This window comes from Shewanella polaris (genome assembly GCF_006385555.1).
Classification (GTDB): Bacteria; Pseudomonadota; Gammaproteobacteria; order Enterobacterales; family Shewanellaceae; genus Shewanella; species Shewanella polaris.
The window spans coordinates 3,985,904-4,011,086 of sequence record NZ_CP041036.1; the positions used below are offsets into that span (position 1 = coordinate 3,985,904).

Below are 25,183 nucleotides of genomic sequence, written 5' to 3' on the forward strand. Positions count from 1 at the left end.
CAATCGTTAATCTTCTTCAAACTGCGGTCCAGCATAATTGTCAAAGCGAGAAAATTGACCTTGGAATACCAGACGAATACGCCCAATAGGTCCGTTACGTTGCTTACCAATAATGATTTCAGCGGTGCCTTTATCTTCTGAGGTGTCGTTATACACTTCGTCACGATAAATAAACATGATCAAATCGGCATCTTGCTCAATCGCACCAGATTCACGCAAGTCAGAGTTAATTGGGCGTTTATCAGCACGTTGCTCTAGCGAGCGGTTAAGCTGCGACAACGCAATAACAGGCACTTCTAATTCTTTGGCTAAGGCTTTTAATGAGCGAGAGATTTCTGAAATTTCTAAAGTACGATTGTCTTTTAATGCTGGCACTTGCATTAATTGTAAGTAATCAATCATGATCATTGATAACCCGCCATGCTCGCGGGCAATACGTCTGGCTCGACTACGTACGTCTGTTGGGGTTAAACCTGAGCCATCATCAATATACATTTTACCTTGTTCAAGCATAATGCCCATGGTCGATGACACGCGCGCCCAATCTTCATCATCTAGCTGACCAGTACGAATTCTGGTTTGGTCAACCCGACCCAGCGACGCCAACATACGCATCATGATCTGTTCAGAGGGCATCTCGAGGCTAAAAATAAGCACTGGCTTATCTTCATTCATCGCGGCTTGTTCACACAAGTTCATCGCGAAGGTGGTTTTACCCATAGAAGGACGAGCAGCAACAATAATTAAATCGCCAGACTGAAAACCGGCGGTCATTTTATCTAAATCATTAAAACCACTTGAGACACCAGTAACCCCGTTATGAGGATTATTGTAGAGCTGTTCAATCCTATCAACGGTTTTTTCAAGAATGCTTTTAATGTTTTCAGGGCCTTCATTGGCATTGGTGCGCATTTCTGCAATTTTAAATACTTTGGTTTCGGCTAAATCTAATAAAGAACTTGAATCTCGACCTTCAGGGTTATAACCCGCATCGGCAATTTCATGGGCAACGGCAATCATGTCACGCACTACGGCACGTTCACGTACAATATCTGCGTAAGATAAAATATTACCGGCACTTGGGGTGTTTTTAGCAATTTCGCCAAGGTAAGCAAAGCCGCCAGCATCGTCTAGTTGATCTTCAATTTCGAGTTGTTCAGATACCGTGATTAAATCCAGCGGTTGACCCGATTCCATTAAACGCTGCATTGCGGCGAAAATCATTCGATGAGAACGAGAATAAAAGTCTTCTGACACAACCGCTTCAGAAACACGATCCCACGCTTCAGCATCTAACATTAATCCACCTAACACGGATTGTTCTGCTTCAATAGAATGAGGTGGCAATTTTAATGCATTTACTTCTACATCTTTTTGCCTGTTTCTTGATTTAAAAGCACCTTGCTGTGACATTAACACTCCCAATTTCCAACGACTTTATAAAATATGGTATAACACGGTGGTCAAGCTTAATTTACTGTTATAACGAAAAGAGATAACGATTTCGTTAAACAGAAATAAAATAATAATTTAAGGAAAATACATGCGTATCGCACTTGTTGCAGCACTTGTGCTGACCTCTGGTTTCGCCTTTGCCGATGAAGGCCAATGGCAACCGTATCAAATGCCATCTATTGCCGACAAACTCACCCAACGAGGTATCGATATTCCCGCATCACAACTGGCAGATTTAGGACAATATCCAATGAATGCCGTTGTCAGTTTGGGCTATTGTACCGCCAGTTTTGTATCCCCCCAAGGCCTAGTTGTCACAAACCATCATTGTGCTTATCGCGGCATACAATATAACAGCAAAAAAGAGCATAATTACCTCGAAAATGGCTTTTTAGCAAACACCCAAGCAGAAGAACCTTCGGCAGGGCCAAACGAACGCTTATACATTACGGAAAAAGTTACTAATGTGACCAATCAAGTTATGGCAAACTTAAGCAATGACCCCTTGGCGCGCTTTGAAGGCATTGAAACCAACAGCAAAGCATTAATAAAAATCTGCGAAGCCGATGACAACTACCGTTGTTCGGTTAACAGTTTTCATCATGGCTTAGAATATTACCTCACTAAACAGCTCATTATTCGTGATGTTCGCTTAGTTTACGCACCACCTGAAAGTGTTGGTGGATTTGGTGGTGATATTGATAATTACGAATACCCACGTCATTCAGGTGATTTTACTTTTTTACGCGCTTATGTTGGTAAAGATGGTAAACCCGCCACCTATTCTGAAGACAACGTCCCTTATACCCCAAAAAGCTATCTAAAAATTAATGCCGATGGCGTTAAAGCTGGCGACGGTATTTTTGTAGCGGGTTTTCCTGGTTCAACCAGTCGTTATAACTTAACCAGTGAACTACAGTTTGCCAACGATTGGCTTTATCCAACTTATGCTAAACGGTATCAATTACAAATTGATACGATAACCTTAATGGGTGAAATGGATAAAGATATCGCGATTAAGTATGCCGGTACTATGGCATCAATGGCTAATCGGATGAAAAAGATCAATGGCTTACTCGATGGTTTTAAAGCAACTGATATCGTTGGGATTAAACAACAGCGAGAAAATGACTTTCTGGCTTGGTTAAAAAAAGATCCTAACGCCAATCTTAAATTAATTAATAACTTAGAGGCCTTATTAGCAGAGCAGCACACTCAAGTGCAAACTAATTATTATTTTAAAAATGCACAATCGAGCGTGTTATTAACAGCTGCCAGTAAGTTATATCGCTTAGCTAAAGAAAAGCAAAAGCCTGATGAACAACGAGAAACAGGTTTTCAGCAACGCGACATGAAGATGTTTAAATCAGCATTAAAACGCATTGATAGAAGTTTTGATCCTGCAGTTGATAAAATCCTTTGGTTACAAGACCTACAAGCCTATGCTAGCCAGCCACTTAAAACAGAAGTGTTTGATAATGCATTAAGTAGCGCAAATAGTTTTGAAGAGTTAGAAGCTAAGGTGGAAGGTCTGTATGCGTTAACAGAGCTAACCGATCAAGCAAAACGCCTTGACTGGATGAACAAAACAGCGCAAGAGTTTGAAACCAGTGAAGACCCATTCATTCGTTTAGCTGTTGCTATTCATGACACCAACATGACACTAGAGAAAAGTGAAAAGTTACTCGAAGGCAAGTTGTCATCAGTTCGCCCTGAATACATGAAAGCCATTATTAACTATTACAAGTCTAACAATTGGCCAGTATACCCAGATGCAAACCGCACTCTGCGTATTACCTATGGCATGGTTGATGGCTATCAATCAAAAGATGCTCTATATAAGCAACCATTTACGCGCTTAGAAGGCATTTTAGCTAAAAATACTGGTGAAGAACCATACAATGCTCCAGCTAAGTTATTAGCCGCAATTAAAGCAAATGATTACGGAAAGCACAGAGTCGCGACGGTATATCAACAACCTAGCACTTGGGTGTGTAAGTTGATGTCATGCTTAGACAAGCCTGCCGACTTTAACTCTGTACCCGTTAACTTTCTATCAAGTGCGGATACAACGGGCGGTAACTCAGGTTCACCTGTGTTTAATGGCAAAGGCGAGTTAGTGGGTCTTAACTTCGACTCTACTTACGAAGCCATCACTAAAGATTGGTTCTTTAACCCAACCATTACCCGAGCAGTGCATGTTGATATTCGTTATATTTTGTGGATGATGGATCAAGTTGATCATGCCGACAACTTAATCAAAGAGTTAGATTTAGTTAGAAACTAATTAACACCTTAATGAATAATACCTAGCTCTGTTGGCTGGGTATTTTTTTATCTATTGACCACAAGTTGCATCACAATATAAGTGTGTTCGATACATCACTCTAGGCAAGGCTTCTTACCTCAAGCATGTATGATTTACTAAACAGCAGACATAAAAAAACACCGCCCGAGGGCGGTGTTTTCTATGGAGCTAAAGATAACTAAGCTTCTGCAACAACAGAAATTTTAACTATAGCTTTAACTTCAGTGTGTACTTGTACTTCAACTTCGAAGTCACCAGTAGTGCGTAAAGCACCTAAAGGTAAACGAACTTCAGATTTAGCAAGTGCTACGCCAGCTGCAGTAACTGCATCAGCGATATCACGGTTGCCAATTGATCCGAATAATTTACCTTCATCACCCGCTTTAGAAGCAATAACAACAGCTTCTAATGCAGTTAATGTATCAGCACGAGCTGTCGCAGTTGCTAATTCAGCAGCTAATTTAGCTTCTAATTCAGCACGACGAGCTTCAAATACTTCAGTGTTTGCTGCATTTGCTACAACTGCTTTACCATAAGGTAAAAGGAAGTTACGAGCATAACCAGCTTTAACAGAAACTTGGTCGCCTAAGCCACCTAAGTTTGCAACTTTATCTAGCAGAATAACGTTCATTATCAAATCCTCTATATTCGGTTAGGAATTAATACCGCAATATTACTGATGTAAATCAGTATATGGCAGTAGAGAAAGATAACGAGCACGCTTGATAGCGCGAGCTAGTTGGCGTTGGTATTTAGCACTAGTACCAGTGATACGGCTAGGAACAATCTTGCCGCTTTCAGTGATATAGTTTTTTAAAGTAACGATATCTTTGTAATCAATCTCTACAACACCTTCAGCGGTGAAGCGGCAGAACTTGCGACGACGGAAATAACGTGCCATTTTGACAGTCTCCTAAGTTTTCAATTCGACATTTTCAGCATGCAAGACTAAACGGTTTTGGCCATTTCGCCCTTGTTGTAATGAAAGAAACCCTTCCACATCAACTTGCACACCTGCTTGTAATTTATTTGCAACGCTATTAAAGCGCGGGCCACTTAATATCACTTGAATCAAACAGTAGACGTTTCTCAACATTTCTACTTCTTGTCGTTGCGATTTATGCTCTACCGTTATTACCACATGGGCAATACCGCTTGGGCTATCTAATCGTCTTGAACGAATTATCGTTCCTGACAACGTTAAGTGGTTATTCACAAAAAATTATTCAGCGTTTTCTTCAGCGCTTGCTTCAACAGTACGGTCATCAGAAGATGGACGACGTGTTTCACGTTCGTCTCTTGCTTTTGCCATAGGAGAAGCTTCAGTAACGGCAGCTTTAGTGCGCATTACCATATTACGCAGAACAGCGTCGTTGAAACGGAAAGCTGTTTCTAGTGCTTCAATAGACTCTGCAGTTGCTTCTACGTTCATAAGAACATAGTGAGCTTTATGTAGGTCTTGAATTGGATATGCCAATTGACGGCGGCCCCAATCTTCTAAACGGTGGACTGTACCATTAGCAGCAGTGATAACACCGGTGCAACGCTCAATCATACCTGGGACTTGTTCACTTTGATCTGGGTGAACCATAAATACGATTTCATAATGACGCATTTATTGCTCCTTACGGTTAGGTAGCCTCGTTTTGGCTCAGTCAGACCAATTAGAGGCAAGGAACGAATTAAAGTGACTGATTTGAGCGCGCGATGATACATAAAGCACGTCATAAACTCAAGCACTAACTCACTCTTTTCAGCAATCTTGATTACAGGTATGATGGCGGCAGTCAAAAATAGCGCGTTTACGCCGTCAAAGAATAAAAAACTCTAATGATAATCATGAAAAAAATAGTCTCCACATGCTTCCTCTTTATTCTATCTTCGCCAGCATGGGCTTTGGTTCCACCAGATTACCAAGAACCGTCAAATAATTTTAATGCCGAGGTTGAAGCAGGACTGCAACTTAATAGTGGTAATAATGAAACTAAAAACTTCAACGGCCGCACTTACATGACTTATGATTCAATTAAAACCAGACAAGAAGCCACACTAAAAGCTTATTATGCTGCTGACGGTACTGAATCAACTGCAGAAAAATATCAAGTATTTTTACAGTCGAACTATAAACTAGAGCGAGGCTATGTGTTTGGCCGTGGTGAATTTACTTGGGATGAATTTGGTTCATACACTCGAATTTATACCGTTTCAACAGGTTATGGTTTCGACTTAATAAAAAACAATAAAACTAAGTTAAGCCTTGAAGTCGGCCCGGGTTATCGTTATGACCTAGCCGAAGAGAGCACGTTAGAGCCTTATCCTGAAGCAAACCGTGATGTCATTCTTCGTACTGCCGCTAAATATACGGTTAAATTACAAGAATACACCAGTCTGAATGCTGATATTACTGCTGAAACGGGTCAAGATAACAACACGCTAACCCTAGACATGAGTTATAAAAATACTTTTATTCAAGATTGGGCATTTAAAATCGGGATGAACGTCAAGTATACCGAAGTCGTTCCTGATGGAAGCCAAAACACAGATACCATTACTACATTTAACTTGTTATACACGTTTCAATAATGATTAACCTAAAATGAAACGAAACACTTAATCAATAAGGCCAAATGGCTTTCTTGAACCAATACTGATTGAACCAATAAAGGCACAGTTATGGACAGCCCCCTACGCAGTTTTGCATCATTATACAGTACAACTTTTTTAATGGTGCTTGCAGCAGGTTTACTAACAACCTATTTAGGCTTAAGACTTACCACAATGGAAGTCCCGCAAATATGGATTGGCGGCATGATGTCAGCCTACTATATTGGCCTTGTATTTGGCTCTAAAGTGGGTCATAAACTCATTGCACAAGTGGGTCATATTCGAGCCTTTGTGGCTTGTGCTGGGGTTGTCACTGCGTCGGCTCTTGGCCATGCGCTTATAGACAACTTAACTGTGTGGATAGTACTGCGTCTTGCGGTTGGTATGGGCATGATGTGCCAGTATATGGTATTAGAAAGCTGGCTGAATGAACAAGCTGAGACAAATCAACGTGGTACCGTGTTTGCCAGTTATATGATTGTATCTTACTTAGGGTTAATGGCGGGTCAAGGTGCAATTAGTTTATATCCTGATTTAGGTTTAGAACCATTACTGTTAATTGCCATCTGTTTTTCATTATGTATTGTGCCTATAGCAATCACTCGTAGAATTCACCCAGAGCCGTTAACGCCAGCACCATTACAAATGGGTCATTATTGGAAACGAGCACCTCAAGCACTGACGACGATCGCATTAGGCAGTATGATTGTAGGTTGTTTTTATGGTTTGGCGCCCTCTTACGCTACAGCCATAGGTATTGATCCTGAACACGTTGCACTCTATATGTCTTGTACCATTTTTGCAGGATTGTTGGCCCAATGGCCAATGGGTAAATTGTCAGATATTATCTCTCGTAGCTTATTGATTCGAATTAACTGCACGCTATTAGGCTTTATCGTGTTAATTATTTCTATCGTCCCCTTTCACTCAGTGTATTCGTTAATATTAACTGGTTTATTTGGTATTTTAGCGTTCACCTTGTACCCATTAGCAACCGCATTAGCTAATTCACGCGTTGATCAACATGAACGAGTGGGATTATCAGCCACCATATTAGTGACTTTCGGGATCGGTGCAAGTATTGGTCCTTTGGTCGCATCTGGCTTAATGCAAGTTATGGGTGACCAGATGCTGTATGGATTTATGGCTATCTGCTCGTTTACCTTATTGGCGAGGCTCATGTGGATAAATCTACGTCAAAAAGCTGAACAGACTATTACTGCAGATTACGTGATGGCAGGTGGTGATATGGTCAGTTCGCCGTTGGCAGCATCATTCGATCCACGTGTTGATGTTGACATGGTTAATGAGCAAATGATCCACCCCGCTGAAGATGCATTTGATATCACTCCAGATTCAGACAATGAAGAGTTAGATAGTAGCAATACACAAACAGATGATACTGCTGATGCTAGCCCAGCTAATGCTAACACGGTAAGTAATGAGCAGGTTGAGCATAAGATATTGGATGATGAGGATGTCGATAACGAAATTGGTGGACGCTAATATTATTTATTTAAATAAGCTCTACTATGAATAGAGTAGATTGCTAACCCGTCCCTCCTCAATATTGAACATAAAAAAACGGCGATAAATATCGCCGTTTTTTATTAATATTGATAGCAATTAGCCGACAGTTAAATGGTTAACTTAAACGCTGTCTGACCGCTTCAAATAAACAAACACCCGTCGCAACCGACACGTTAAGACTCGACACACTTCCGGCCATTGGGATTGACACCAATGAATCGCAGCCTTCTCGCGATAATCGGCGTAAACCTTTATCTTCGGCACCCATGGCAATCGCTAAAGGCCCTTTAAGATCGGCCTGATATACATTGCCATCAGCTTCACCAGCCGTGCCGACAATCCAAACACCTTTGTCTTGCAGGTGACGCATAGTACGAGCAAGGTTAGTAACTTGAAATAATGGAATCGTTTCTGCTGCGCCACAAGCGACTTTACTGACTGTTGAAGTAAGTCCGACAGAATTATCTTTTGGTACAATAACTCCGTGCACCCCTGCAGCATCAGCATTACGCAAACATGCGCCGAGGTTATGTGGATCTGTTACACCGTCTAGAATCAATAAAAAAGGCACAGCCGTTTTATCAAGTAATGCATCTAAATCACTTTCAATCAAAGGTTTAACCGCCTTCACGCGCGCGACAATACCTTGATGTTGTGAACTACCCGCTTTGTCATCTAACACTTTACGAGCTGCACGTTGCAATGTTGTACCAAAGCTTGATGCTATATTAATCAGTGGCGTTAAGCGCTCGTCATCACGGCCTTGTAATAGCCAAAGTTCAATGACGCGTTCAGGGCTGTTATCTAACAAGGCTTGAACGGCATGAATGCCAAAAATGGTATCTTGTTTTTTCATTTAATTACTTTCTCTTGCTGCGCTTGGCAGGGGTTTTCTTAACGCTAGAATCCGGTTTTGCAGCATCAGTTTTTTGAGCTACAGCAGCAGGTTTGGCCGCTGGAGATGAAGCTTTCCCACTTGAACGACGTTTGCTGGGCTTAGGCTTATCTGACTTAGGCTTATCTGACTTAGGTTTGTCAGACTTAGCTTTATCAGATTTAGGTTTATCAGACTTTGCAGACGATTTACCTCGAGCCGATTTAGCCCCTTCAGCATTCACTCGTTCACGAGCCGTTGAAGACTTGCTGCCTTTGCGTGCAGGTTTACCCGCACTCTTACTGTTGTCACCCACCATCAACAGGTCAATTTGACGATCATCAAGATTGACCGCGGCAACTTTAACCGTCACTGCATCACCTACTTGATATACTTGGCGAGTATTTTCACCAATTAATCGCTGACGCATAGGATCAAATTGATAGTAATCACTTGCTAGACTTGAAATGTGTACCAGTCCATCAATAAATAACTCATTTAGTCTGACAAACAATCCAAAGCTGGTGACGGAGGCAATAACCGCATCGAATGTATCGCCGACATGATCTTGCATATATTCACATTTAAGCCAGTCACTCACATCGCGAGTTGCTTCATCTGCGCGACGCTCGGTGGTTGAACACTCTTCACCTAATGCATCTAATTCTTCAATTTGATAGAGATAACCGCCATCTTGAGTCCACTTATCGTGAACATCACCTTGTTCTTTTGCGAGCAAATATTTAATCACTCGATGTAACACTAAATCAGGGTAACGACGAATTGGCGAGGTGAAATGCGAATAAGCTTCTAATGCCAAACCAAAGTGGCCTTCGTTATCTGGGCTATAGATTGCTTGGCGCATTGAGCGCAATAACATCACTTGAATCAGCTCAAAGTCTGGACGGTCGGCAATTTTCAACATCAAATTTTGATAATCAGTCGGTGTCGGTTCTAGTCCGCCATCCATGCTTAAGCCACGTTCGGCAAGAAACTCTTTAAAATTAGCCAGTTTTTGCTCTGATGGTGCTTCATGAACACGGTATAACACTTCGCCTTTGTGTTTTTTGACAAACTTTGCCGAAGCCACGTTAGCTAAAATCATGCATTCTTCGATGATTTTATGTGCTTGGTTACGGCCTCTTGGGACGATTTTGTCAATTTTACGCTGCTCATTAAATATAAACTGCGTTTCTAATGTTTCAAAAGCAATCGCACCACGCTCTGCACGTCGTTCATCTAAGATAAGATATAACGACTGCAAACATAATAAATGTGGGAATAACGCTTCATGCTCAGGAGCTATAGGTCCGCCTTCCAGCATCGCGGCTACTTGGGTATAAGTAAAACGGGCATGAGAGTGCATTACCGCAGGATAAAACTTAGTGCCAGAGAGCTTACCCGCAGCAGAAATGGTCATCTCGGCCACCATGCATAAACGATCAACATGCGGTTTTAAAGAACATAAACCGTTAGATATTTTCTCAGGCAACATTGGAATAACTTGCGACGGGAAATATACCGAGTTACCACGAGCGCGCGCTTCTGTATCTAATGCAGAATCAGTGCGAACATAATGGCTCACGTCAGCAATCGCTACCCATAAACGCCAGCCACCAGTTGGTTTTGCTTCGGCATAGACAGCATCATCAAAGTCACGGGCATCTTCGCCGTCAATAGTGACCAGCGGTAAATGACGCAAATCAACGCGACCTAGCTTATCTTCTTCAGGGACTTCATCAGGAATACGCTTGAGTTTTTTCTCTATAATTGCTGACCAAGTGTGCGGTAAATCGTAATTACGCAACGCAATTTCAATTTCCATACCCGGGGCCATCGTCTTACCCAAAACTTCAGTTACTTTGGCTGCTGCTTTAACAAAACGACCAGGACGACGGGTTAATTCAACCACGACAACATCACCGGCGCGAGCGCCTAGTGTATCTTCGCTGGCGATTAATATTTCTTGAGTAATACGCCTATCATCAGCAATCACAAAACCCATGCCGCCGTCGACATGGTAACGTCCGACTAAAGCTGCAGTGCGTTGTTGAACTAATCGCACGATGCGTGCTTCACGACGGCCACGACGATCGGTGCCCGCTTTTTGCGCTAAAACTTTATCGCCATGGAAATACATCAACATGTCGCGATTGTTAATAAATAAGTCGTCACCACCTTCATCTGGCTTAAAAAAGCCAAAGCCATCACGATGACCAATAACGGTGCCAGACAATAAATCCATGCGCTCAGGCAAGCCATAGCTTTGGCCACGAGTGAATACTAATTGGCCATCTCGCTCCATTGCGCGCAAGCGACGACGAAGCGCCTCTAATGGCTCTTCTTCAGTAATTTTTAATGCTTCGGCAATTTTATCGCGGCTAACTGGTGACTTTTGCGCTCGCAAGTATTCTAAAATATACTCACGACTAGGGATTGGATTGTCGTACTTGTCTTGTTCTCTATCAAAATGAGGATCGTTGATCATTCAATTTCCAAATAATTCGCTCCATATCGTGGAGCCTTTAACGGGTACAGTTACGGCCGCTGTGCTCTTGCCACTATGCTGGCAGGCATTTTTGCAGCAAGCATCTGCAATAAAGACGAAGCCTTTTTCTGTTGGGCGTCGTCGTTAAATATACTGTTATATAACCAATGATAGCCAAGTTCATAATCAGCAGGACTTCCATAGCCTTCACCAAATAAACGAACCAACATCATTTGTGCAGTTAAATCCCCATTAGCTGCCGCAGGCAATATATATTGCACTGCTCGGTTGGGGTCTTTAACCACTAGTTTACCGCGATAATAATAATCTGCCAATTTTACCATCGCTGCAGCACTACCTTGTTCTGCGGAGGTTTGCAATAGCGCCATACCGCGAGAAGGATGCGCTTTAACACACACGCCATGGTTGAGCATTTCTCCCCATAAAAACTGATACATGGGTTGCTGTAATACTTCAGCGCGGGCCTCAATGTCTTGAACCAACTGGCAATCGTCAGCCTTTACACGTTGTAGATATTGATTTGAGCGGATGAGCGAAATCAATTGTTGATCGCTATAAATATCGACAGCTTCTGTAACAGCAAACACATTGGCAGAAACAACACTCAACAACAATAAACTGATACGCAACATAAGGATTCTCTATGACACTTAGATGTCTTATCCATCGGCAGTATAGCGTATTTCTTGAGGATAAGCAGTTACAGCAGTTAATTACACTCATTAAAAAGGCCGCTTATTGCGGCCTTTTAATCTTACTTGAACGGATTAACCAAAATCATGGTTTCATTTCGGTCCGGACCGGTAGAGATAATATCAATAGGCGTTTCTAATAGCGCTTCGAGACGTTTGATATAGTTAATTGCGGCGGGAGGCAATTGATCGATGCTTGTAGCACCAAAGGTATTTTCACTCCAACCAGGCATGGTTTCATAAATTGGGGTAACTAAATCATAACCTTCTGCAGCCAAAGGAGTCACCTTTGAAACCGTTCCATCAGGAGATTGATAGCCAACACAAATCTTAACTTCTTTTAGACCGTCTAAAACATCTAATTTGGTTAAGCAAAAACCACTAACACTATTGATTTGAACTGCACGGCGCATTGCCACAGCATCTAACCAACCAGGACGACGTTTGCGACCTGTTGTAGCACCAAATTCTTGGCCTTTCTCACCCAGATAATCACCAATTTCATTGGCAAGTTCTGTTGGGAATGGACCCGCACCGACACGAGTTGTGTACGCTTTCATGATGCCTAGGACATAATCTAGATGACGAGGCCCAAAACCTGAACCCGTCGCAACACCACCAGCAGTAGTATTTGATGAAGTTACAAATGGATATGTACCGTGGTCGATATCCAATAATGTACCTTGAGCACCTTCAAATAGAATTGGCTCACCCGCTTTACGCGCAACATCAAGCAATTCGCTGACATCAGTACACATGCTCTTCAGATAATCAGCAATGGCTAATGCATCATCAAGTGTTTGTTGATAATCAACAGCTTCTACATGGTAGTACTCAGTTAGCATGAAGTTATGATATTTCATGACTTCTTTTAACTTAATTGCAAAAAGTTCTGCATTAAACAAATCACCAATGCGTAAACCGCGACGAGAGACTTTGTCTTCATATGCAGGACCAATACCACGTCCAGTTGTACCGATGGCTTGATTACCGCGAGCTTTCTCACGAGCAACATCTAATGCACAATGGAACGGAAGGATAAGTGGACATGCTTCAGAAATGAGCAAACGCTCTTCTACAGGTACACCGCGTTCTTTAAGCATGTTGATTTCTTTCAACAACGCGTCAGGAGCGACGACCACACCATTACCGATAATACATTTTACGTTATCACGTAAAATGCCTGACGGAATAAGATGAAGAACGGTTTTGTCACCATCAATGACCAAAGTATGACCAGCATTATGGCCGCCTTGGTAACGAACTACGTATTTTGCCTGTTCTGTTAAAAGGTCGACAATTTTACCTTTACCTTCGTCACCCCATTGAGTGCCGAGTACGACTACATTTTTACCCATTATTAGCTGCAACATCTTGTGGTATAAAATGGAATTTTAACAGATTTTAGGGGGTTATAGGCAAGTTTTTTATTGAAAAATTATCAATAAAATCACTCCAGCAGTCACTAAGCTGCCACCTAAGCGTCTGAGAACATTTTGCTTTTGTGCAGAAAGCTCTAATAAATATTTTTGCCACTTGTTAGGGAAAAGTAATGGACCAAGCCCTTCAAGTATTAAAACCAAGCCAAATGCGGTCATTAATAGTTGTATATTCATGTTTTAGCTTCTCTTAAATTGTCACGTTAAGCCGATGTTTCACTACAATCTGTTGTTTTATAGAACACCATAGTTCTAGATATAGAACAATGTTGTCCATTTTTTTATTGCCTTGTTGTATTAAGGAACAACCATTCTTTCAACAATCCGCCTCAAACTGAAAAATCTCAGTGGCTTGGATTGATCACATCATTAATGAAATTGGTATAAACCATAAATTTTAGGCAATAAAAAACCCAGCATACGCTGGGTTTTTTGAATCCAAAAAACGAATTAACGCTTAGAGAATTGTGGCTTACGACGTGCTTTACGTAGACCAACTTTCTTACGTTCAACTTTACGTGCATCACGGGTAACAAAACCAGCGGTACGTAGAGCAGGACGTAAAGCTTCATCTAGTTGCAATAATGCACGGGTAATACCGTGACGAATTGCACCAGCTTGGCCAGTAGTACCACCGCCCTTAACAGTTACATAGATGTCTAACTTATCAGTCATTTCAACTAATTCTAATGGTTGACGAACAACCATACGAGCAGTTTCACGACCAAAATATACATCCAAAGGACGTTGGTTTACAACGATATTGCCACTACCTGCTTTAGCGAAAACGCGAGCTGTAGATGTTTTGCGACGGCCAGTGCCGTAGTACTGAGTTGCAGACATTTGCTTACTCCTCCCGTTTAGATATCAAGAACTTGTGGTTGTTGTGCAGCGTGGTTATGTTCTGTGCCAGCGTAAACTTTAAGTTTACGGAACATGGCACGGCCCAAAGGACCTTTTGGTAACATACCCTTAACTGCTTTCTCGATGATCATTTCAGGCTTATGAGCTTGAAGCTTCTCAAAGCTGATTTGCTTAATGCCACCAATGAAGCCTGAATGAGAGTAGTAGATCTTACCGGCTGCTTTATTACCAGTTACAGTCACTTTTTCAGCATTGATAACGATGATATAATCACCAGTGTCAACGTGTGGAGTGTATTCTGGCTTATGCTTGCCACGTAAGCGAGTTGCGATTTCAGTTGCGATACGACCTAAAGTTTTGCCTTCAGCGTCAACAACAAACCAGTCACGAGTTACAGTTTCTGGTGTAGCAGTAAAAGTCTTCATTATTACAAAAACCCAAAGTTAATTTTCTGTCTCACATGCTGACTGCAGGTTGCAATCAACACAAAATTACCGATTCTTGCCCCTTCGAACACGAATATTGGCTTACAACTTCCGCCCAAATTGGCGGATTAACGCGGGCAGGTCGCAGATTATACGCAAAGCCACAGCAAAGATCACCTGATTTTTAATAATATTTGAAATAAACTACTCTTTATCTGTTTAACAAAATCTGCCTAACTTTTTTAAAAAAATACAGTTAAAAAATACAGTTAAAAAATACCACTAACAGTCTATGCTAAATGCTCTAGCGCAAGATATTCTTTCGATTGCATTTCAATTAGCCTTGAACGACAGCGTCTGAATTCAAAACTTAGCAGACCATCGGTATAAATTTGTTCCAATTCCACTTGGGCTGAAATAATTAGTTTGACATTTCTTTCATAGAATTCATCGACCATGGCCAAAAAGCGCCTGGCGATATCATCACCTGTTTGCTGTGATCCCATTTGCTCTAAACCACTCACCAGTACAGTATGATAAAGACAGGCCAGCTCCATATAATCTCGTTGTGAACGAGGCCCATCACACAAGTCTCTAAAGTTTATTAGCAATATACCTTGTGATTGTTGGCGAATGGTAATTGCACGGCCATCGACCTCTATCGGCGCTACCAGCCTTTCAGATTCTGTCGCGAGTTGGTCAAAGTAATGCAATAAATTGATGTCAGCTTGTTTATCGAGTGGGTAATGATAAATTTCAGCCTGCTCTAGGGTGCGTAGGCGATAATCAATCCCTGAATCGACATTTAAGATTTCACAATGTTGATTAATTAATGCAATTGCAGGTAAAAAACGTACTCGTTGTAAGCCATTTTTATACAATTCATCAGGAATGATGTTTGAGGTCGCGACCAGTGTCACCCCTTCTTTGAATAATGCTTGGAATAAGGTACCCAACAACATGGCATCGGTAATGTCAGAAACAAAGAACTCATCAAAGCAGATCACTTGATATTGTGATGCCATTTTTTTTGCCATCGTCAAAAGTGGATCTTGCACGCCTTTAAGCTCACCTAAGTCATGATGAATTTGATGCATAAAACGGTGAAAGTGAGCCCGTAACTTACGATCACCAGGTAGAGCATCAAAAAAAATATCCATCAGGTAGGTTTTCCCGCGCCCGACCCCACCCCATAAATACAAACCTTTTACAGGTTCTGATGTTGACTTCACGCCAAAGGAAGCAAACAATTTACTCATACCTGATACAGGTTTCGCGGCGATAATTAATTCATCATAGACACGCTGTAGTGACTTAACAGCCTGTTCTTGTGCGGCATCATGTGAAAAATCATCTCGGGTAAGGTCTTGCTGATAATGCTGCCAAGGGGTTAACTGCGACACGATTACGACTCTCTTACATAAAATAATTGCTGTTAATAATAACATTAAATAACTAGGGCCTGTTGATCTTTCAAGGTTGTTTTTGCAGCGAATTATTGGTCATTTGTACAAGGCAGAGACTTTGTGGTGTAGTTATTCTACATAAAAAGTCGATAACGCAGTAAAAATGACCAACAAACGCTGCCCGAAGGGTTCGGCTAAAAACGTTTTACTCTTTGTTGAGCGAATTTAGCTTAGATTGCTAGGCAGCAATCCGCTCGCCTCGATTAAAACGTTTTTATCTCGAACAAAATTTAACCTGCAAAGATCAACAGACCCTAATACGAGTAATGGCTTCAAAGGAGCAAATTAACCTTTGTTAATAAAAATGGAACTAACATAAGCCCCATTACTCTGATTGGTTAACGTTAACTTGCTTATTATTTACTTATATTTGTATCGACTTGCTTGCCAATAGAGACGACATTAAAGAACTCTCGACAGTGCATTCGTAAAATTGATTAACGATATTTAACTTTGAAATCATGCCATCAAGCCACATATTTTATGTTAACTCGCTTGAATGTATACAGGAGCTATCCATAGATGAAAACCAAATTAAGCTTACTTTCTGCTGCACTATTAACGGCATCATTAGTCATGACCCCCACCATCTCGCTGGCGGCAATCCCTCAAGCAGTTGACGGTCAAGCAATTCCGAGTTTAGCCCCCATGTTAGAACAGACAACACCAGCGGTAGTGTCTGTAGCAGTATCAGGCACTCAAGTATCAAAGCAACGAGTACCTGATGTATTTCGTTATTTCTTTGGCCCCAATGCACCGCAAGAACAAGTTCAAGAACGCCCTTTTAGAGGTTTAGGCTCAGGCGTTATTATTGATGCAGATAAAGGCTACATCATTACGAATAACCATGTCATTAATGGTGCCGACGATATTCAAATTGGTTTACATGACGGCCGCGAAGTAAAAGCTAAGCTGATTGGGACGGATAAAGAATCTGATATCGCATTACTGCAAATAGAAGCCAAAAATTTAGTCGCTATTAAACAAACCGATTCAGATGAAATACGTGTTGGTGATTTTGCAGTAGCCATTGGTAACCCATTTGGACTTGGTCAAACAGTGACCTCGGGGATTGTTAGTGCATTAGGCCGCAGCGGCTTAGGCATTGAAATGCTGGAAAACTTTATCCAAACAGATGCTGCTATAAATAGCGGCAACTCAGGTGGTGCATTAGTCAATTTAAAAGGTGAGCTAATCGGAATAAACACCGCAATTGTCGCCCCTAATGGTGGTAACGTTGGTATTGGTTTCGCTATCCCAGCCAATATGGTGCATAACCTTGTTGAGCAAATTATTGAACATGGTGAAGTGAGACGAGGAGTACTAGGAGTATCTGGACGCGATCTTGATAATGAACTAGCCAAAGCCTTTGGTTTAGATACTCAACATGGTGGCTTTGTAAATGAAGTTATGCCGAAAAGTGCAGCCGACAAAGCTGGACTCAAAGCAGGTGATATTATTGTCAGTCTTAACGGCCGTAATATTAAAACCTTCCAAGAATTACGTGCCAAAGTTGCCACTATGGGTGCTGGAGCAGAAGTGGAGTTTGGTATTATTCGTGACGGTGATAAAAAGACCATTAAAGCGACCTTAGGGGAAGCTGATAAAGTCGAAGCTGAAGCGGGTAGCGTGCATCCTATGTTACAAGGTGCCACATTAGAAGACAGCAAAAAAGGGATTGAGATTACTGAAATTGCTCAAGGTTCACCAGCTGCAATGAGCGGCTTAGAAAAAGGTGATTTAATTGTGGGACTAAACCGTACCAAGGTCTCGAGCCTTAAAGCATTAAAAGAATTACTGAAAGAAAATAAAAACTCAGTAGCACTTAAGATATTGCGTGACAACAATTTGCTCTACCTTGTTTTACGCTAATATTGTCAATCTACTAGGGTATGCATTACGATAATCATCATATTATTGAATGTGATATCAGTTATAGAATCAAGCATCGATCAACCTTTGGTCGGTGCTTATTTATTTGAGCTATGTTAATATAGCGTCCATTTTTTTTAACAATTATTCAAGCCATGAACCTAAAAGACACGTCCATCTATATAATTAAAGCTGTGGTATTTGGTCTCATCATGGCTGCTGTTTTTCTCGTCATCACCACTCTGACACAAAACTCGTCGTTCAATCATAACCTAGCAAATGTGGGCAATAGTGGCTCAGAATTATCTTTTGCAAAGGCGGTTCGCCGCGCAGCCCCAGCTGTAGCAAACATTTATAGCCTTAGTATTGATCAGCGTAACCCACTTAATACCAGTTCACTCCAAGGTCTAGGCTCTGGAGTACTTATGAGTAAAGAAGGCTATGTGCTGACGAATTACCATGTGATCAAAAAAGCCGATGAAATTGTTATTGCGCTGCAAGATGGACGTAAATTTACTGCTGAAGTCGTTGGTTCCGATCCTGAAACTGATTTAGCCGTATTAAAAATTGAAGGTGACAATTTACCTATCGTACCCGTTAACCTAGATAAACCAGCTCAAGTAGGTGATGTCGTATTAGCAATTGGTAATCCGTATAATATTGGCCAAACTATTACCCAAGGAATTATCAGTGCAACAGGACGTAGCGGCTTAAGTTCAGGCTATTTAGACTTCTTACAGACAGATGCTGCCATTAATGCAGGCAATTCAGGTGGTGCATTAATCGATACCGGTGGTGAATTAATTGGTATCAACACTGCGGCATTTCAGGTAGGTGGAGATAATGGCGGTAATGGAATTAGCTTTGCGATCCCAATAAAGCTAGCCCACAGTATTATGGATAAATTGATTAAGCATGGCCGGGTTATCCGTGGTGCGTTAGGTATTTCAGGCGAGCCATTAAATCCTGTAATGGCGCAGATACTCAACCTTCCGGATTTGAAAGGGGTATTAGTAACAGGTATTGATCCTGACGGACCGGCTGCTCGCGCACGTTTGATGCCTAGAGATGTTATAACTCAATATAATGATGAAGATGTTCCTGGTGTTGAAATGTTAATGGACAGAATTGCAGAAACAACACCTGGCACCAAGGTGAATATGACCATTATACGTGAAGGTAAACAACAAATACTGCCAGTGATTATTACTGAAAAAGTCACTATGCCAGAGTAGATGCCTCCTCAAAAATAGCAAAAAAGCCATTCATTTGAATGGCTTTTTTTAGTCATAATCAATAGTGATGATTATTTCACTCGAACAATTTAATACAACTATTTGACTCGAACGACTTCAGCACCCAAGCCTTGGAACTTAGCTTCTATATGCTCGTAACCACGATCAAGATGATAAATACGATCAACAGTTGTAATACCATCCGCTACTAAGCCAGCAATAACTAAGCTGGCAGAAGCACGTAAATCTGTCGCCATCACTTGTGCGCCATTTAAGCGTTCAATCCCATGAATAATGCAAGTATTCCCTTCCAGTTCTATGTTAGCTCCCATACGGCTTAACTCAGGTACATGCATAAAACGATTCTCAAAAATCGTTTCAGTAACACGACCCGTACCTTCAGCAAGTGCATTTAACACACAAAATTGCGCTTGCATATCTGTCGGAAATGCTGGGTAAGGGGCAGTTTTAATGTTAACGGATTTTGGACGTTGACCTTTCATATCAAGTTCAATCCAATCGTCACCCGTTGTTATCTCCGCGCCGGCATCTTCAAGCTTAGATAAAACCGCTTCTAATGCACTTGGATCTGCAGATACACAGCGAATTTTGCCACGAGTGACTGCAGCAGCAACAAGAAATGAACCCGTTTCGATGCGATCAGGCATCACACGATATTCACACCCCGTTAAACGCTCTACACCTTCAATCTTTAATGTTGCTGTACCTACACCAGTGATTTTTGCCCCCATAGCAATTAGGCAGTGGACTAAATCTGTGACTTCTGGCTCGCGAGCAGCATTTTCAATAACCGTAGTGCCGTCTGCTAATGCTGCTGCCATAAGCAAGTTTTCAGTGGCACCTACGCTAACCATATCCATAAAGATATGTGCGCCTTTTAGGCGGCCATCAACACGGGCTTTAATGTAGCCTTCTTTGACTTCAATCTTAGCGCCCATTAACTCTAAACCGTGCAAATGTAGATTAACGGGACGTGCACCAATAGCACAACCGCCAGGTAATGAAACATCTGCCGTGCCATAACGAGCAAGCAAAGGCCCTAAAATAAGAATAGAAGCACGCATTGTTTTAACTAAATCATAAGGTGCACAGTATTCATTTAAATTAGTGGTTGAAATGCGAATACGGCTCCCACCTAAATCTTCAACCTCAGCACCTAAACAACGTAGTAATTCGCAACTGGTGATCACGTCACGAAGGTTAGGTACATTTGATACAATAAAATCTGTTTCCGCGAGTACGCCAGCCATTAAAATAGGCAATGCTGCGTTTTTTGCACCAGAGATCACGACTTCACCAGTTAAAGGCTTACTGGCTTTTATAGTTAATTTATCCACAGTGAGTCTCTGTTGTTACATATTGAAAAGTTTTTCACGCTTCCACTGAGTCGGCGTAAAAGTTTTAATCGTTAATGCGTGCAATTCGCCGTTGGCAATTTGTTCAGCTAAAGGGGCATAAATCGCCTGTTGCTGCTTTACGCGGCTCATGCCGTCAAAACATTCGCCAACGGCAACCACTTTATAATGGCTGCCATCTGTGGTCACATGCGCTTCAGTAAGCGATAATGCTTCTGTTAAAATTTGTTCAATAACGTTACATTCCATGAAATCAATTACCTTTACTATTCGATACAAAATTTAGTTAAAAAAAGCGCTTAAATCATAAAGCTCAATTATTTTTTTGAGCTGATCACTTGGGTTTACCAATTGACGTAACACATTTGTTTCATGACCATCTGAAACATGTAGTGTGATAAACGCGACTAACAATGCAACACCTGCACTGTCAGCATATTCTAAGGATGATAAGTCTATCACTTGAGTTGATGCAGTAAACAATTCATGACGTTTAGGCCACAATTGTTTCACCTCATCTTGCGTTAAACGGCCGCTGACGATGCAACGTTGCTCTTGTTGATTAAAGGTAATCACGCCGCCACAGCTTCTTTTTTTGGTTCGCGATCAATTTTCTGCTGGGTTTTATCATTCAGCATGGTAATCACAGCTTCAATACCTTGTTGGCGAATTAAATTAGATATCTCAGATTGTTTAGTGGCTAATAAGCTCACACCTTCTGCGATTAAATCAAATGCTTTCCAAGAATCGTCTTTCAAACGACGCGTTTTAAATTGAATTTTAATCGGTGGACGCCCTTGCTCAATAACCTGAACGTTAACCTCCACAATTTTTTCATTACTAAAGTCACTTGACGGATCAAAGGCGACAGTTTGATTTGTGTATTCTGTTAATGCCTGCGCATAGGTTGCTACTAAATATCCTTCAAATGCATCAACAAAACGATTACGCTGATCAACAGTAGTATCTTTTAAATACTGCCCCATCACTTTATAAGCGGCATATTTATAATCAACGTAAGGCATAAGCTCTTCACGAACAATGACTTTTAGGTAACCTAAATCATTATTGATTAATTCTTTATCTGTTTTAAATCGATCAAAAGTCATATTCGCGACTTGCTGGATCATGACATAAGGATCATGAGTGTTCACCTCATCATTAGCCGCTACCGCAGCTTGACTGATAACAGCACTGCCAAATAGACCTAAAGCAATAACACGACAAAAAAACGTTTTCATAATAGCGTTCCTATTTACCTTTAGACGACATACTAAATAAAAGCTGACCAATTAAATCTTCTAAAACCAATGCTCCGTGTGTGTCTTCTACTTTATCCCCATCGGCAAGCATCGAAATGTCATCGTCCATAAACCCAGGTGTTAAGCCAATAAATTGTTCCCCAAGCAACCCAGAAGTCAAAATAGCTAAACTGCTTGTTTCGGGGAATTGATTGTAACGTTTGTCTATTGTTAAGGTTACAATCGGCTCTAGTTTCTTACTATCAAGGGTAATATCAGTCACACGACCAATCACTACACCACCGACTTTGACGGGTGAACGTACTTTTAAGCCGCCAATATTATTAAACTCAGCCACTAATGCATAAGTCTGGTCATTAGATTTCACTTCAATATTAGCTACGTTGAATACTAATACGCAAAATGCCAATAAACCTGACAATAAAAACACGCCCACCAATAATTCTACTTTCCGTGTCAACATACTCTTAAACCACTTTAGTTAATCTAAACAATGAAAAAATCTTAATTTCCGAACATGATTGCCGTAAGCAAAAAGTCCAACGCTAAAACAGCTAAGCTTGCCTGCACAACCGTTGAGGTTGTCGCACGACTAATGCCTTCTGGGTTTGGTTGAACTTCATAACCTCTATACAAGGCTATCCATGTCACCACCACACCAAAAACAACACTTTTTATCAAACTGTTAACAATATCTTTTCGCCACTCAACAGATGCTTCCAGAATAGACCAAAACGCACCACTATCAATACCTTTCCATTCAACACCCACTAAGTAGCCGCCCCAAATACCCACTAAACTAAACATTATCGCCAGTAATGGCATGCTGATAACACCAGCCCAAAAACGCGGTGCAATAATTTGTCTTAACGGATCTATCGCCATCATTTCTAGACTCGACAATTGCTCTGTTGATTTCATTAAACCAATTTCGGCCGTTAATGCAGAGCCCGCTCGACCAGCAAATAATAATGCAGCAACAACAGGACCAAGTTCACGTAATAAACTTAAGGCCACCATTGGGCCTAAACTTTCTTCAGTACCAAAATCGACTAAAATATTATATCCCTGTAGGGCTAATACCATGCCAATAAACAAACCCGATACTAAAATGATAACCATAGAACGCACACCAAGCACATAAACCTGCTTAATAATTAATGGTGTACCTTTTTTGATGTTTGGAACACGAACAATTGCACGCCATAACATAATGCCAGCTCGACCATAACCCGACACTAATTTCAGCACATAACTCCCAATATCGGCAACATAATCAATTACACCCACGAAGTAGCTCCTCTTGATAATCCTCAGCAGGATAATGAAATGGCACAGGGCCATCTGGTGCGCCTTGAATAAACTGGATCAGTTGTGGATTGTCAGACTGGCGTAATTGATCTGGTGTTCCATGCGCAATGACCTGTTTATCTGCTATCACATAAACATAATCTGCAATACCCAATACTTCATCTACATCGTGAGAAACCACTACAGAAGTGAGCTTTAGCGAATCGGACAATTTACGAATGAGTTTTACCAACATTCCCATAGAAATAGGATCTTGTCCCGCAAATGGCTCATCATACATCACCATTTCAGGCTCTAACGCAATGGCTCTTGCCAATGCAGCTCTGCGCTGCATTCCACCAGATAACTCACTCGGCATCATATACGCCGCACCTCGAAGTCCTACGGCTTGTAACTTCATCAATACAATGGTGCGGATTATCTCTTCTGGTAATCCAGAATGTTCTCTCAACGCAAATGCGACATTGTCGAATACATTAAGGTCGGTAAACATTGCACCACTTTGAAATAACATACTCATACGTTTACGCAATTGAAAAAGGTCTTTGCGCTTAAGCTTATGCACATCATGACCATCAAACAATACTTGTCCACTGCTAGGCGTTAACTGTCCGCCAATCAATTTTAATAGCGTAGTTTTGCCTATACCGCTTGGCCCCATGATTGCTGTTACTTTGCCTTTAGGGATCGATAAAGAAATATCTTTAAATATCACACGGGAACCATGGCTAAAGGCCATATGGTTAACCTCTACCAAAGGTTTTTCATTTGATTTACTCATATCAGACATTGGCGTTGAGGAGATAACAGCCTTCCTTGAATTAAGTTGAAGCGCAAATTGTACTGTAATTGTCGATTAAGCGACAACTATATCCATGTAACGACATATCATTACAAGAACAATTACTGCTCAATGCTTTCAATTTGATAAAAATCCAGCGAAAATACTCAGCAATTAATGACCACAATCGGAATCACATGCTAGTTAATATCCTAATGTTAATTGTTGGCCTTGCTATTTTAGTTTGGAGTGCAGATAGATTTGTTTACGGCGCAGCCGCTTTTGCACGCAATTTAGGCTTGCCGCCTATGTTAATTGGACTGACTATTGTTGCAATGGGCAGCTCTGCCCCCGAAATGTTTGTCGCCGCAACCGCATCAATGGATGGCATGCGTGATACCGCTATTGGTAACGTGTTGGGCTCCAACATTGCAAACATTACTTTAATTCTAGGATTAACGGCCTTATTTGGGGCTATTGGCGTAGGATCAAAAACCTTAAAACGTGAAATACCACTTATGCTAGCGGCCACAGTTTTCGCTGGTTACACCTTACATGATGGCGTGCTCACGCGTACAGAAGGTAGCATGCTCATCGTGTTACTTTTTCTGCTAATGGGATATTTCATATGGCAAGCGATTAAAGATAAAACACCCGATAACTTAGATACAGAACTTGAATCTGAGATCCCTAAAAATGTTCCAACCTTTCATGCTATCATTTGGCTAACTGTCGGTATTATATTACTTCCGGTTTCAGCCAGTTGGATGGTAGATGGCGCTGTGGGTATTGCAACGTTTTATGGGTTATCTGATCTGGTCATCGGCCTAACCATTATTGCAGTGGGAACAAGCCTTCCAGAATTAGCAGCCTGTATTGCTGGGGTGCTAAAAAAAGAAGACGACCTCGTCATTGGTAATATTGTTGGATCCAACTTATTTAATATTCTTGCAGTGTTGGCACTGCCAGGGTTAATTTCCCCTGGTGAAATAGATGCCTCAGCCAGTGGAAGAGACTTCTATATGGTCTTAGGTACCAGTACTGCATTAGCCGTTTTAGTATTATCTAGTGGTGCCAAACAACAACTAACCCGTTGGCATGGTGCACTATTATTAATCACCTTTATTGCGTACCAAATTGTTGTATTTCAATCTCATTAGATTGGAGCATTAAGGTAAAG

Annotated in this window: 26 protein-coding genes; 6 read left to right on the forward strand and 20 right to left on the reverse strand. The window is 41.3% G+C overall.

Features of this window, described 5'->3' with window-relative positions; genetic code table 11:
- Positions 1 to 6: 6 nt before the first annotated feature.
- Positions 7 to 1,413: a replicative DNA helicase gene (dnaB, locus tag FH971_RS17360; RefSeq protein ID WP_137225306.1), complete on the reverse strand. Its 1,407-nt coding sequence runs from the start codon at positions 1,411 to 1,413 to the stop codon at positions 7 to 9.
- A gap of 130 nt (positions 1,414 to 1,543) precedes the next feature.
- Between dnaB and FH971_RS17365 the strand changes: the two genes are divergently transcribed.
- Positions 1,544 to 3,742: a S46 family peptidase gene (locus tag FH971_RS17365; RefSeq protein ID WP_140235147.1), complete on the forward strand. Its 2,199-nt coding sequence runs from the start codon at positions 1,544 to 1,546 to the stop codon at positions 3,740 to 3,742.
- A gap of 199 nt (positions 3,743 to 3,941) precedes the next feature.
- Here the strand turns inward: FH971_RS17365 and rplI are convergent, their stop codons facing one another.
- The 4 genes from rplI to rpsF are packed head-to-tail and all read right to left on the reverse strand — an operon-like array spanning position 3,942 to position 5,378.
- Positions 3,942 to 4,394: a 50S ribosomal protein L9 gene (rplI, locus tag FH971_RS17370; protein ID WP_137225302.1), complete on the reverse strand. Its 453-nt coding sequence runs from the start codon at positions 4,392 to 4,394 to the stop codon at positions 3,942 to 3,944.
- A gap of 42 nt (positions 4,395 to 4,436) precedes the next feature.
- Positions 4,437 to 4,664, reverse strand: a complete 228-nt coding sequence (rpsR, locus tag FH971_RS17375; protein WP_137225300.1) for a 30S ribosomal protein S18 — start codon at positions 4,662 to 4,664, stop codon at positions 4,437 to 4,439.
- A gap of 12 nt (positions 4,665 to 4,676) precedes the next feature.
- Positions 4,677 to 4,979, reverse strand: a complete 303-nt coding sequence (gene priB / locus FH971_RS17380; protein WP_137225298.1) for a primosomal replication protein N — start codon at positions 4,977 to 4,979, stop codon at positions 4,677 to 4,679.
- A 6-nt stretch (positions 4,980 to 4,985) separates the two neighbouring features.
- On the reverse strand, positions 4,986 to 5,378 hold the full coding sequence (gene rpsF / locus FH971_RS17385) for a 30S ribosomal protein S6 (RefSeq protein ID WP_137225296.1): 393 nt from the start codon (positions 5,376 to 5,378) through the stop codon (positions 4,986 to 4,988).
- A gap of 224 nt (positions 5,379 to 5,602) precedes the next feature.
- On the opposite strand from rpsF, the gene FH971_RS17390 reads away from it, so the two are divergent.
- Together FH971_RS17390 and FH971_RS17395 are read left to right on the forward strand one after the other, a co-directional pair.
- Positions 5,603 to 6,346, forward strand: coding sequence for a DUF481 domain-containing protein (locus tag FH971_RS17390; protein WP_167496050.1), 744 nt, complete (start codon positions 5,603 to 5,605; stop codon positions 6,344 to 6,346).
- Between the two features lie 90 nt (positions 6,347 to 6,436).
- Positions 6,437 to 7,873 carry an MFS transporter gene (locus tag FH971_RS17395; RefSeq protein ID WP_137225292.1) on the forward strand — a complete coding sequence of 479 codons (1,437 nt, stop codon included), beginning with the start codon at positions 6,437 to 6,439 and terminating at the stop codon, positions 7,871 to 7,873.
- A gap of 139 nt (positions 7,874 to 8,012) precedes the next feature.
- Here FH971_RS17395 and rlmB read toward each other — a convergent pair whose 3' ends face one another.
- The 8 genes from rlmB to zapE form a co-directional block, all read right to left on the reverse strand.
- Positions 8,013 to 8,753, reverse strand: coding sequence for a 23S rRNA (guanosine(2251)-2'-O)-methyltransferase RlmB (rlmB, locus tag FH971_RS17400; RefSeq protein ID WP_137225290.1), 741 nt, complete (start codon positions 8,751 to 8,753; stop codon positions 8,013 to 8,015).
- A gap of 4 nt (positions 8,754 to 8,757) precedes the next feature.
- Entirely contained in the window at positions 8,758 to 11,259 is a 2,502-nt protein-coding gene (gene rnr / locus FH971_RS17405) for a ribonuclease R (protein WP_140235148.1), read from the reverse strand.
- Positions 11,260 to 11,309: 50 nt separating this feature from the next.
- Positions 11,310 to 11,912, reverse strand: a complete 603-nt coding sequence (locus FH971_RS17410) for a tetratricopeptide repeat protein (protein ID WP_137225286.1) — start codon at positions 11,910 to 11,912, stop codon at positions 11,310 to 11,312.
- A gap of 122 nt (positions 11,913 to 12,034) precedes the next feature.
- Complete coding sequence (locus FH971_RS17415; RefSeq protein ID WP_137225283.1) at positions 12,035 to 13,330, reverse strand: adenylosuccinate synthase; 1,296 nt, start codon at positions 13,328 to 13,330, stop codon at positions 12,035 to 12,037.
- 69 nt (positions 13,331 to 13,399) lie between these two features.
- Positions 13,400 to 13,588 carry a DUF2065 domain-containing protein gene (locus FH971_RS17420; RefSeq protein WP_137225281.1) on the reverse strand — a complete coding sequence of 63 codons (189 nt, stop codon included), beginning with the start codon at positions 13,586 to 13,588 and terminating at the stop codon, positions 13,400 to 13,402.
- Between the two features lie 273 nt (positions 13,589 to 13,861).
- Positions 13,862 to 14,254, reverse strand: coding sequence for a 30S ribosomal protein S9 (gene rpsI / locus FH971_RS17425; RefSeq protein WP_137225279.1), 393 nt, complete (start codon positions 14,252 to 14,254; stop codon positions 13,862 to 13,864).
- Positions 14,255 to 14,271: 17 nt separating this feature from the next.
- Positions 14,272 to 14,700: a 50S ribosomal protein L13 gene (gene rplM / locus FH971_RS17430; RefSeq protein WP_011638797.1), complete on the reverse strand. Its 429-nt coding sequence runs from the start codon at positions 14,698 to 14,700 to the stop codon at positions 14,272 to 14,274.
- 290 nt (positions 14,701 to 14,990) lie between these two features.
- Entirely contained in the window at positions 14,991 to 16,103 is a 1,113-nt protein-coding gene (zapE, locus tag FH971_RS17435; protein WP_140235149.1) for a cell division protein ZapE, read from the reverse strand.
- A gap of 585 nt (positions 16,104 to 16,688) precedes the next feature.
- Between zapE and degQ the strand changes: the two genes are divergently transcribed.
- Positions 16,689 to 18,038 (forward strand): Do family serine endopeptidase DegQ, encoded by a 1,350-nt coding sequence (gene degQ / locus FH971_RS17445; RefSeq protein WP_140235150.1) that lies wholly within the window; start codon positions 16,689 to 16,691, stop codon positions 18,036 to 18,038.
- Positions 18,039 to 18,193: 155 nt separating this feature from the next.
- Positions 18,194 to 19,273: an outer membrane-stress sensor serine endopeptidase DegS gene (gene degS, locus FH971_RS17450; RefSeq protein ID WP_137225273.1), complete on the forward strand. Its 1,080-nt coding sequence runs from the start codon at positions 18,194 to 18,196 to the stop codon at positions 19,271 to 19,273.
- Between the two features lie 98 nt (positions 19,274 to 19,371).
- On the opposite strand, the gene murA is transcribed toward degS, so the two are convergent.
- The 7 genes from murA to FH971_RS17485 are packed head-to-tail and all read right to left on the reverse strand — an operon-like array spanning position 19,372 to position 24,012.
- Positions 19,372 to 20,631: a UDP-N-acetylglucosamine 1-carboxyvinyltransferase gene (gene murA / locus FH971_RS17455; RefSeq protein ID WP_137225271.1), complete on the reverse strand. Its 1,260-nt coding sequence runs from the start codon at positions 20,629 to 20,631 to the stop codon at positions 19,372 to 19,374.
- Between the two features lie 15 nt (positions 20,632 to 20,646).
- Entirely contained in the window at positions 20,647 to 20,898 is a 252-nt protein-coding gene (locus tag FH971_RS17460; protein ID WP_140235151.1) for a BolA family protein, read from the reverse strand.
- A gap of 33 nt (positions 20,899 to 20,931) precedes the next feature.
- The gene (locus FH971_RS17465) at positions 20,932 to 21,225 is read right to left on the reverse strand and encodes an STAS domain-containing protein (protein WP_140235152.1); all 294 of its coding nucleotides are present in this window, start codon (positions 21,223 to 21,225) and stop codon (positions 20,932 to 20,934) included.
- Complete coding sequence (locus FH971_RS17470; protein ID WP_137225265.1) at positions 21,222 to 21,890, reverse strand: MlaC/ttg2D family ABC transporter substrate-binding protein; 669 nt, start codon at positions 21,888 to 21,890, stop codon at positions 21,222 to 21,224. The genes FH971_RS17465 and FH971_RS17470 overlap by 4 nt, the downstream gene beginning before the upstream one ends.
- Positions 21,891 to 21,900: 10 nt before the next feature.
- Complete coding sequence (gene mlaD, locus FH971_RS17475) at positions 21,901 to 22,374, reverse strand: outer membrane lipid asymmetry maintenance protein MlaD (protein ID WP_137225263.1); 474 nt, start codon at positions 22,372 to 22,374, stop codon at positions 21,901 to 21,903.
- A 41-nt stretch (positions 22,375 to 22,415) separates the two neighbouring features.
- Positions 22,416 to 23,201 (reverse strand): lipid asymmetry maintenance ABC transporter permease subunit MlaE, encoded by a 786-nt coding sequence (gene mlaE, locus FH971_RS17480; protein ID WP_137225261.1) that lies wholly within the window; start codon positions 23,199 to 23,201, stop codon positions 22,416 to 22,418.
- Positions 23,188 to 24,012: an ATP-binding cassette domain-containing protein gene (locus FH971_RS17485; RefSeq protein WP_137225259.1), complete on the reverse strand. Its 825-nt coding sequence runs from the start codon at positions 24,010 to 24,012 to the stop codon at positions 23,188 to 23,190. The genes mlaE and FH971_RS17485 overlap by 14 nt, the downstream gene beginning before the upstream one ends.
- A gap of 188 nt (positions 24,013 to 24,200) precedes the next feature.
- Here FH971_RS17485 and FH971_RS17490 point away from each other — a divergent pair, with 188 nt between their 5' ends.
- Positions 24,201 to 25,163, forward strand: a complete 963-nt coding sequence (locus FH971_RS17490; protein WP_137225257.1) for a calcium/sodium antiporter — start codon at positions 24,201 to 24,203, stop codon at positions 25,161 to 25,163.
- The last annotated feature ends 20 nt before the right edge of the window (positions 25,164 to 25,183 follow it).